The organism is Streptomyces sp. NRRL F-2664 (genome assembly GCF_000719345.1).
Lineage (GTDB): Bacteria > Actinomycetota > Actinomycetes > Streptomycetales > Streptomycetaceae > Streptomyces.
The window spans coordinates 1-208 of the sequence record NZ_JOFX01000649.1; the positions used below are offsets into that span (position 1 = coordinate 1).

1 protein-coding gene is annotated in these 208 nt (G+C 69.7%); it reads left to right on the top strand.

Annotation, left to right across the window (positions count from 1 at the left end):
* The coding region (locus tag IF89_RS40495) for a hypothetical protein (RefSeq protein WP_043195265.1) at window positions 1-208 on the top strand (208 nt) is incomplete at both ends.

Here is a 208-nt window from a genome sequence, read left to right on the forward strand (position 1 = left end):
ACGGGAAGTGGCGACCGCCGCCGCCTACGACAGCTACGGGCGTGCGGTGAAGACCACCGACGAGACCGGGACGGTCACCGAGACCGTGTACGACCCCGAAGAGGGTGCTACCGGGCTGGTCGTGTCGCAGAAGACCACCGACCGGGACGGCAAGGTCCTGCAGGAGACCTCCAACACCCTGGCTGCGGACCGGCGCACGGTCACCGGG